Annotated in this window: 8 protein-coding genes and 2 pseudogenes; 6 read left to right on the plus strand and 4 right to left on the minus strand. The window is 46.4% G+C overall.

Going from position 1 to position 9771, the window contains the following annotated elements; translation table 11 throughout:
- A pseudogene (locus A1D16_RS20160) lies at positions 1–568 on the plus strand (LPS-assembly protein LptD); the annotation flags it as partial.
- A 9-nt stretch (positions 569–577) separates the two neighbouring features.
- Here A1D16_RS20160 and A1D16_RS20165 read toward each other — a convergent pair.
- Both A1D16_RS20165 and ung read right to left on the minus strand, forming a co-directional pair.
- Complete coding sequence (locus tag A1D16_RS20165) at positions 578–1318, minus strand: lysophospholipid acyltransferase family protein (RefSeq protein WP_290712949.1); 741 nt, start codon at positions 1316–1318, stop codon at positions 578–580.
- 14 nt (positions 1319–1332) lie between these two features.
- Positions 1333–2003, minus strand: a pseudogene (gene ung, locus A1D16_RS20170) (uracil-DNA glycosylase).
- Between the two features lie 78 nt (positions 2004–2081).
- On the opposite strand from ung, the gene A1D16_RS20175 reads away from it, so the two are divergent.
- The 3 genes from A1D16_RS20175 to A1D16_RS20185 all read left to right on the plus strand — a co-directional run bounded on the left by A1D16_RS20175 (position 2082) and on the right by A1D16_RS20185 (position 5138).
- Positions 2082–2678, plus strand: a complete 597-nt coding sequence (locus tag A1D16_RS20175) for a DUF937 domain-containing protein (RefSeq protein ID WP_290712955.1) — start codon at positions 2082–2084, stop codon at positions 2676–2678.
- Positions 2679–2739: 61 nt separating this feature from the next.
- Entirely contained in the window at positions 2740–4095 is a 1356-nt protein-coding gene (locus A1D16_RS20180; RefSeq protein WP_290712958.1) for a Gfo/Idh/MocA family oxidoreductase, read from the plus strand.
- 8 nt (positions 4096–4103) lie between these two features.
- Positions 4104–5138 (plus strand): PmoA family protein, encoded by a 1035-nt coding sequence (locus A1D16_RS20185; protein ID WP_290712961.1) that lies wholly within the window; start codon positions 4104–4106, stop codon positions 5136–5138.
- A 37-nt stretch (positions 5139–5175) separates the two neighbouring features.
- Here A1D16_RS20185 and A1D16_RS20190 read toward each other — a convergent pair whose 3' ends face one another.
- Entirely contained in the window at positions 5176–6120 is a 945-nt protein-coding gene (locus A1D16_RS20190) for a beta-propeller fold lactonase family protein (protein ID WP_290712964.1), read from the minus strand.
- A 72-nt stretch (positions 6121–6192) separates the two neighbouring features.
- Here A1D16_RS20190 and A1D16_RS20195 point away from each other — a divergent pair, with 72 nt between their 5' ends.
- Positions 6193–7236: a glycosylase gene (locus A1D16_RS20195; protein WP_290712967.1), complete on the plus strand. Its 1044-nt coding sequence runs from the start codon at positions 6193–6195 to the stop codon at positions 7234–7236.
- Between the two features lie 34 nt (positions 7237–7270).
- Positions 7271–9385, plus strand: coding sequence for a GDSL-type esterase/lipase family protein (locus A1D16_RS20200; RefSeq protein ID WP_290712970.1), 2115 nt, complete (start codon positions 7271–7273; stop codon positions 9383–9385).
- Here A1D16_RS20200 and A1D16_RS20205 read toward each other — a convergent pair.
- Positions 9386–9771 (minus strand): CAP domain-containing protein (locus tag A1D16_RS20205; protein ID WP_290712973.1); only part of this gene is annotated, 386 nt, incomplete at its 5' end. It abuts the gene before it with no gap.

Consider the following 9771-nt stretch of genomic DNA (forward strand, 5'->3'; position numbering starts at 1 on the left):
GTACCGGATCAACCAATATGCCTGGAGTGGTGATGGTTTTTCCCTGGGCAGAATTACCTCGGGTAACATTGCCATTTCCACCTCCTTTACCAGCAAACAAAAGGAGAAGAAAGAAATACCCCCCGATGAGGACCTGAATGGCATCGGTTTGCCCATGACCAATGAGGAACAGCAGGCCCTGATAAACAATGTCCGGAATAACCCTGCAGAATATGCTGATTTCAATATTCCCTGGTCGGTTAACCTGTCTTATTCGCTCAGTTTTAGCCGCTTGCTGAAAAGAGACTATTCGGGGTATGAAACACAGATCAATTCAAGTGTAAACGTCAGCGGAGATTTTAACCTGACGCCCAAATGGAAACTGGGGGCCAGTACATTTTACGATTTCCGCGGTGCATCTATTCAGCAGCTGACCATGTTCCTGAGTCGTGAACTGCACTGCTGGCAACTCGGTATCAACATTACACCTGTAGGCTTATACAGAACCTTTAATATTACCATTAACCCTAAATCAGGCCTGCTTCGCGATCTTAAAATAAACCGTTCCAAGTTCTTCTACACCCAATAACGGCGTTTATTATGGACCTTGGATGATTTGCGCTTTCATCCGTTCAAAGGCTTTTTGCTTTAGGGTTTCGCAGGTATCTGTGCTGGTTACTTCGATGGGTTCAAGGAATTCGATGCGCAGGGGGTGGGGCATCAGGTAAAAGGTTTTATCAGGTGGATTTACTTTTCGGGTATGAAAAATTACACCGGGTATAATGGCGCAGCGCGTATCCAGGGCCAGGCGAAAAGCCCCGTCATGAAAAGGCTTCAGTGGCTCGGAGCTGGTATTTCGGGTGCCTTCCGGGTAAATACACATGTGTAAGCCCATATCCAGTACCGCTTTCATTTTGGCAAAACTTTCCTTCCGGCTTTTTTCACTTTTCCTGTCTACCAGTACACTGCCCAGTTTATAAATCATTCCAAATACCGGCGTTTTTGCCATTTCGGCCTTGGCAATGGTTTTATTGCCGCCAGGAATGGCAGGGGATGAAATAGGTACGTCCATCAACGCATTGTGATTGCAGATAACGATAAAGGGCCCTCCTTTTTTAAAATGCTGTTTTCCCCGTACAATCAGCGGACACCCGATCCCGGGTAAAAAAACAGCCATCCAGGCCCGTGCATATTTTATAAAACGATGTGTGCGTTTGGGCTCCGGTACCGGTAAACAGAATAGAAAAACAGGTACCAGAAAAATTAGCATGGTAACAGTAAAAAGCAGTATTGCCCAGGCAGCCCAGATTCTTCCAAAAACCTCTTTGAACCAATTCATATATTGAAGGTAGTTTACAATGACCAATCAATCGGATCTATCCCGTTTTGGCCAGGTATTCATTGGTTTTAGAAAAATGACGGCAGCCAAAAAAACCCTTGTCCGCACTAAATGGAGAAGGGTGTGCAGCTTTCAGTACCAGGTGTTTGGTTTCATCGATCAGGCCTTGTTTTTCCTGGGCAAATCGGCCCCATAACAAAAAGACCACCTGTTGTTTACGTTCGCTGATCGTGCGGATAACGGCATCTGTAAAATCCATCCAGCCGATTTTAGCATGGCTTCCGGCTTCATTGGCACGTACTGTTAATGCAGCATTTAATAATAATACCCCACGTTCTGCCCATTTTTCAAGATTGCCTTTTTTGGGCAATTGCAGGCCGATATCTGCGGCTATTTCCTTATAAATATTCAGGAGGGAGGGAGGGGGCGTTACCCCGTCCGGAACAGAAAAACTAAGTCCATGTGCCTGCCCGGGGTTATGGTAGGGGTCCTGCCCCAGGATAACCACTTTCAGTTGGTCCAGCGGAGTTTTGTCAAATGCATTAAATATCAGGGAACCAGGCGGGTAAATGATTTTACCGGCACTTTTTTCAGTTTTCAGGTGTGTCACAATCTGTAGAAAATAGGGCTGGTTAAACTCCTGTTTCAAAAATGCCTTCCAGCCCGGTTCTATTTTTACATCCATTAAATCTTGGTTTAATTCGGGTCACAATATAGTATGGAACGAAAATCAACGTATATTTTAATTCCTAAATCAGCAATTATGATAGAGAATCTAATGAATCTAATCCGGGAGAATGCCGGTGATAGCATTATCAATAACCCCGATATCCCCAACGAGCGGAACGAGGAAGCAATAGAGGCTACCGGTGCATCTATTCTTTCCGGGCTACAGGGAATGATGGCGCAGGGCGGTGCTAAAGAAGTACTGGGCATGTTTGCCCAGGGCCAGGTAGACCAGGATAACCCGGTTGTTCAAAATCTTTCCGGTAATGTAATCAGCGATATGATGGGGCGGTTTGGCCTGGATCGTAATAAAGCCGGCTCCCTGGTTGGCAGTTTACTACCCATAATTCTTAACCAACTGGTTAGTAAAACAAATGCGCCTGTCAACAATGGATTCAGTTTGGATGGGATTTTTGGACAATTAAGTGGTGGGCGTACTTCCGGCATCAACCTTGAAAATATAGTGGGTAAACTGGCCGGTGGCGGACTGGATCGGGACGGGGATGGCGATGTAGATTTCCAGGACCTGGCAGGCATGTTTACAGGAGGAGGTGGTGCAGCAGCTTCTCCAGGTTCCAATACGGGTGGTGCAGGCAATGCGCTCGACGCCCTGAAAGGAATTTTCGGAAAATAAATTTCTTCCTAACCCGAAACCGGAGCCCTTCTGCGGCTCCGGTTTTTTTTAAACTAGCAAGATGTCAAACAGAAGACAGTTCATCCGCCAGTCGCTTAAAGCCGGAGCAGGTGTTTACCTGGGTACAATGGGGCTTAGCGCTGCTTCCTATGCCCGTATCCTGGGTGCCAATGAGCGTGTAAATGTGGGCGTAGTAGGTTTTTCAGACAGGTTCCGCCAATCTCTTTTGCCCAGTTTTTTGAACCATTATAAGGAACTCAATTTTGATATGGTGGCGGTATCTGATATCTGGAAGCGCCGGCGCGATGAAGGTAGCGCGTTGCTTACAGAAAAATTTGGACATACTATCAAGGCCTGTACCAATAACGACGAGCTGTATGCGCAAAAAAATATTGATGCCGTAATCATTAGTACGGCCGATTTTCAGCATGCCCTGCATACGATAGAAGCCATGAAAGCGGGAAAAGATGCGTATACGGAAAAGCCTTTTGCTGAAACCATGGAGGATAATAACGCTGCATTGGATGCTGTAAAAAAAGCGGGCAAAATAGTACAGATCGGTTCGCAGCGAAGAAGCGGCTCTAATTATAAAGCGGCCGCTAAATTTATTGGCGAGGGCAGGTTTGGTGCAATTACCATGGTGGAACTAACCTGGAATGTGAACCAGCCTGGCCGCTGGCGCCGCCCCGACCTGGTGGCCAGTATCCGCGAACAGGATACCGATTGGAAACGTTTTCTGCTTAATCGCCCTTATGAGGCCTGGGATCCCAGAAAATATCTCGAATATCGTTTGTTCTGGCCTTACTCTTCCGGCATGCCCGGGCAATGGATGAGCCACCAGATTGATACCGTTCACTGGTTTTCAGGGCTGGCGCACCCCCGCAGTGTGGTAGCTAATGGAGGTATTTACAAGTGGAAAGACGGGCGTAGAAATTGGGATACTACAACTGCCGTATTTGATTATGGTCCGGCAAATGACCCTGGCTCCGGTTTCCAGGTAGTATTTTCATCGCGTATGCATAACGGCGATGAACGGCCGGCTGAACTCTATTTTTCCAATGGTGGCGAACTTAACCTGATTACCAATAAGGTTTCAGCTAACGGCGGTTTGAGAAAGAACCATGCAGATGCCATGCAGATGCCGCCCAACCTGTTACCGGAAATGGACCTGGTAGCTGAAAAAGTGGAAGTGGCCGCTTCCGCCAACACGGGAGGTGATTCTCTAACCAGCGCGCATATGCGTAACTGGATGGAATGTATCCGCAGCCGGCAACAGCCTAATGCCCCGGTAGAAGCGGGTTATAATCATTCCATAGCTACCATTATGACCAATGCCGCGGTAAGAACTGGTGGAAAAGCCGTGTTTGATGCCAAAACCAGGCAGGTGATGGTGGATGGCAAAATATTTAAATATTAAGCTTGCACATGAAAACGCTGTTTATCGGTTGTGCAGTATTGTTAGTACTGCCGACCTTTTCTGCTGGCCAGTCAAAAGGATTGGCATGGGTGAATAAACCAGCAGAGAAAAGGCACGAATTGCTCTATAATGGGCAGGTGCTGACTGCTTACCGCTACGACGATTCCCTGATGAAACCGGTTTTATACCCGTTGAACACCGTTCACGGAACAACGGTAACAAGAGGTTTTCCGCTTGAACCAAGAGCCGGCGACCGTACCGATCACCCGCATCATGTTGGATTTTGGTTCACCTACGAATCCGTTAACGGTCTTGATTTCTGGAACAATTCAACGGCTATCCCATTTGAAAAAAGAGCTTCCTATGGTGCTGTTCAGCACCAGCAAATACTGTCTCAACGGGCTAATGCTAACCAGGCATCCCTGGTCATAACCGCTCTCTGGAAAAACAAAGCAGGCGAAACAGAGCTAACCGAAAAAACAGCGTTTAATATTGAAGTGATTGGTGATAAATGGGTACTGGAGCGTACCACCACACTGAAGGCATTGGATAAAAAAGTGGTATTTAAGGATGTGAAAGATGGAATGCTTGCCATCCGTGTTGCCCGCGAGCTGGAACAGCCTTCGAAAGAAGCCAGCGCTTATGTAGATGCCAATGGAATTATAACCAAGGTAGATCAGTTACCCTCAGCAACCATAAGCGGTTTGTATACCAGTAGTGAAGGTATTTCAGGTGATGCCGTATGGAGTACCCGGGCCCGCTGGGTTATGCTTAATGGAAAAATAAGGGAGGAGCCTATAACCATTGCTATGTTAGACCATCCTACTAACAGCGGGTATCCCACTTATTGGCATGCCAGGGGCTATGGTCTCTTTGCCTTAAATCCGCTGGGGGCAGCCGTCTTCAGCAATGGTAAAGAATCCAGAAACCTGGAACTTGCAGCGGGCCAATCGGTTCAGTTCAGGTATAAAATTATCATTCAGGGAGGCAGGCAACTGACTGCAGAAGAAATCAATCAGCTTGCTGATGAATTTGCCCGCTGAACAAGATTTTTAATACAACAAAGCAATACCGTCGGGATTATTTACCTACCCTGGCCCGGGCAATAATTTTCAGTTCAGGAATCGACAGTTTAATTACTTCATTGGTGCTGCCGATGGCAACATAGGCTGTTTTGCTATCTTCAGACAGGATAATACCCATGGGTATACCTCCCGGGTTTAATTGGGCTTTCAGTTGCCGGCTGCCTGCATCCAACAATAAAAGAGCAGCGTTTTTTGCATCCGAAACCAATACCCATTTATTATCGGGCGTAAATTTTATACGGATCGGCGTGCCACCGGTTGAAATTTCATGCATTTGCTGCAATGTTTCCGTATCAAATACGGTAATAGTGCCCGTTTCATTGGAACCAACCCATAATTCTTTGCCATCTTTTCTAATGTCAATTCCTTCAGGTTTCAAGCCTGCAGCTGCCTGCTGAATGGCTTCGGGCAAATCAGGGGCATCAATCCGTATCCTGGTAATCGTGTTGGAAACCCTGTTACTGGTATATACATACGGCCGGGAAGGATGCAATACCAGCAAATGAGTGCCGTTTTGACCGGTCCCCTGTAACCAGTTCACCGACATTTTTGATAAATCAAAACGGCCTACCAGCCTGCTGCGCTCAGCAGTGAAATAAACTGCCTGCTCTTTTAATTCCAGTCCATGTGGTTTTAGAATAGGACCCAGGTCAACCCGTTTTATTTCCTTGCGCTGGTTCAAGTCAATAATGGATAGACTGTTGCCAGGTTGCTGGTTGCCATAGTTGGCTACGATGGCCCATTTTTTTTCGGGATATACGGCCAGCTCATGCGGACTTTCGCCCGTTGGTACCATAAATAACTGCTGCAGCTCAATAGGGTCGAGTACGGATAAACTGTTATCAGCTTTATTCAATACCAACAGGTATTGCTGCGCCTTAAGTGACAATTGCAGCAATAAAATTCCGGGGAGAATCAGGAAGCATTTTAATACCTGCATAACTAGATTATTTCAGTTAGTTCGTCAGCCTTACCGGAATTTACTTATTTTAACCAAAAATCGATCTTGTTTATGCGACTTCTACTAATGATTGGCTGGTTGCTGATGATCCAATGCCCAAAACAGGCGGCACAGGAAGTGCCTGCAGATGTGATGAAGAACGTTTATGAACAAGTGAAAACGCCGCACAAGTTTGGCGTAGTTTTCCAGCATCCGGATACTACAAAAATGATGGACAGTCCCACCATTTTCCGCTGGAACAATGCCTGGTATATGACCTATATTATTTTTGATGGCAGGGGGTACGAAACCTGGCTTGCAACCAGTGAGGATCTGTTAAGCTGGTCGTCTAAAGGCAGGATACTTTCCTTTACCGATACAGGCTGGGATGCCCATCAAAAAGCAGGTTACCTGGGACTCATCGATAATAACTGGAATGGTACTTACGCACCTCAGGCATTTAACGGAAGGTATTGGATGTCTTACCTGGGTGGTTCAACCAAAGGATATGAAGCAGGACAACTGGGAATTGGTATAGCTACGGCAAAAGATCCCGTGCAATTGACAGACTGGAACCGGCTTCCTCATCCCGTACTAAGTGCAGCTGACAAAGATGCCCGCTGGTACGATAATCACACTATTTTTAAATCCACTATTTTGGCAGATCCCGACAAAAGACGGGGATATCCCTTTTTGTTGTTTTATAATGCGATGGGAGATACCGCAAAATATGAAAGCATTGCCGTTGCCGGATCAACTGACCTGCAAAACTGGACAAGGATCGGTAATGGTCCAATAATTACCAGGGGAGTAGAAGGCAGTATTTGTGGCGATGCACAGGTAATGAAAATGGGAAACCTGTACGTGCTTTTTTATTTTGGTGCTTTCTGGCCCGATCGGCCGGCTGCCTTTGAACGCTTTGCCTGTTCCTATGACCTGGAACACTGGACAGAATGGACCGGACCCAGCCTGGTTGAACCTTCGGCCTCCTATGATTCGTCGTTTGCACACAAGCCCATGGTCATTAACTGGAACAATACCGTTTACCATTTTTACAATGCTGTTGGAACTGAAGGAAGAGTGATTGCATTAGCAACCTCAAAGAAACTTCGATAATTTTTTCTTTAGAACTGCTCGATTAAACGATTGTATGAAGCAAATATTTTTGGGTTGGCTGCTGTCCGTATTATTGTTTTCAACCAGCCTTACAGCGCAGGATTTCCGGATTGCCTGTGTAGGCAATAGCATTACCTATGGATCTGGTGTTGCCAACCGGGAAAAAAACAGTTACCCGGCTCAGCTACAGGCTATGTTGGGAAAGGGATACCTGGTTCAGAATTTTGGACTAGGGGGAACCACCCTGCTGAAAAAAGGCAATAAACCTTATTGGACGAGTGACGAGTTCAGGAGGTCGCTGGAAAGTCGGCCTGATCTTGTTTTTATTAAGCTGGGTACCAATGACAGCAAGGCCGTTAATCGCCCCTTCCACGCAAACCTGGTAGCGGATCTCACCGAATTGGTGAAAACCTATCAACAATTACCAACTCATCCAAGGGTTATCCTGTTATTACCGGTTCCTTCCTTTTATGCCGACAGCAATTCTATTTATGATCCGGTAATAAGGAGCTCTATTATCCCCGCGGTGCAACAGGTTGCCTATGAAACCGGGGTGGAACTGATCGACCTGTATCAGTTATTTATTAATCGGGAGGACCTGCTTCCGGATAAAATTCATCCTAATTCATTGGGTGCAACGGTTATGGCTAAACGTCTTTATGAAGCCATTCAACAGGAAACAACTACTGCGCCTGATTTTCGGAAAATACTGAATGGAAAGCAGGTGATTTCTTCTTTTTACGGGTACCGGCAATCAAGCCTTCAATGGCAGGGGCGGACCATTTATATAGTAGAACCGAAAAGAACAGCGAAGGGGCGTCCCTGGATATGGAGAGCGCGTTTCTGGGGGCACGAGCCACAACTGGATATCGCCCTGCTTGAAAGAGGGTTTCACCTGGTGTATTGCGATGTTGCCGAATTATTTGGAAACAAAACCGCTATTGCAGCCTGGAACCAGTTCTATGGTGCGCTAAGAACTGCGGGATTAGCCGCAAAAATGACCTTGGAAGGAATGAGCAGAGGGGGCGTATATGTGTATAACTGGGCACTCGCCAATCCGGATAAAGTAGCCTGTATTTATGCCGACGCACCCGTGCTGGACCTGAAAAGCTGGCCCGGTGGGTTGGGTAAGGGGCCGGGTAGTGCGGCAGACTGGGAATTGTTCAAAAAAGCATATGGACTAACGGAAACAGCTGCCCGAAATTTTAAAGCATCGCCACTTGATAAAGCTGAACAAATAGCTAGGCTAAAAATTCCTCTTGTCCATGTGGTCGGAGATGCGGATGAAGTGGTTCCGCTGGCGGAAAATACTGCTCTTTTTGAAGAACGCGTGCTGGCCGCGGGCGGACATATTGCTGTCATCCATAAACCTGGCATAAAACATCATCCGCATAGTTTGCCGAACCCTTCTCCAATTCTTGATTTTATCTTGAGAGCCAACGGCTATAAACTGAATTTTGCCACCCTGCCTGCCCCTGGAAGTGAGTTTCGTTCGGGTGCGGGTTGGTTCGAAGGAAAGGATTGGTGGCAACAAAACCAGGACATCGATTCCCTCTTATTGGCGGAAAAAAACCTCGATATTGTATTCCTTGGTAATTCCATAACCCAGGGAATTGGTGGAAAACGGCCCAATGTCAGTTATAAACCAGGCCTGATGGCATTTGATGCTGTTTTCGGCAGCTATCGTTGGATATCTGCTGGTATCAGCGGCGATCGCACCCAAACCGTTTTATGGCGTTTGCAAAATGGTAACTACAAACTGGCGGCCCCCCGTTTAATTGTTCTGACCATCGGTGTTAATAATATGGGGGATGACAGCGGAGAGGAAATATTTGAGGGGGTACTGGCTTGCGTTAACTGGATAAAAACAAACCTGCCTGCTACGAAATTGATAGTAACCGGCCCCTTACCAGCAGGTATGGAAAAAAAGGAGCTCCGCCGGCAACAATATGAAACCATTCATCTTTTATTGGAAAACCATAAAATGCCCGGTGTAATTTATTTTCCCCTGCATAAAACTTTTATCGGGGAAGACGGCCGCTTAAATCCTGATTACTACTCAAGAGATGGTATACATTTAGTGGAAGAAGGATATAAAATATGGGCAATAGAATTGGGTAAAATAATCAAGACGACACTGGCAAAGTAGTTATTTCAACGATCCGAATACCTGCGTCCAATACTTATTCTGCATGCCTGCACCCACGTATTTGAAACGGGCATTCATTATGTTTTTACAATGCCCTTCGCTGTTTAACCAACTATTCATTACGGCAGCTTCATTGGCTTGTCCCCTGGCAATATTTTCACCATAACTGCTCCAGTTAAATCCTTGTGCTGAAATCCTGGTGCCCGGGTTACGGCCATCCTGGCTGGTATGCGAAAAATAGTTGTTGCTGTTCATATCCGCTGAATGAAGATAGGCTGCTTTAGCAAGTTTATCGTTCCATTCCAGCCTGGCAACTGGTGGCATCACCGTTGAGCCACAGGTGCATCCCTTGGTACGAACATCGTTTATTAGTTGTAACATGGTTG

This window comes from Flavihumibacter sp. CACIAM 22H1, assembly GCF_001601815.1.
Lineage (GTDB): Bacteria > Bacteroidota > Bacteroidia > Chitinophagales > Chitinophagaceae > Flavihumibacter.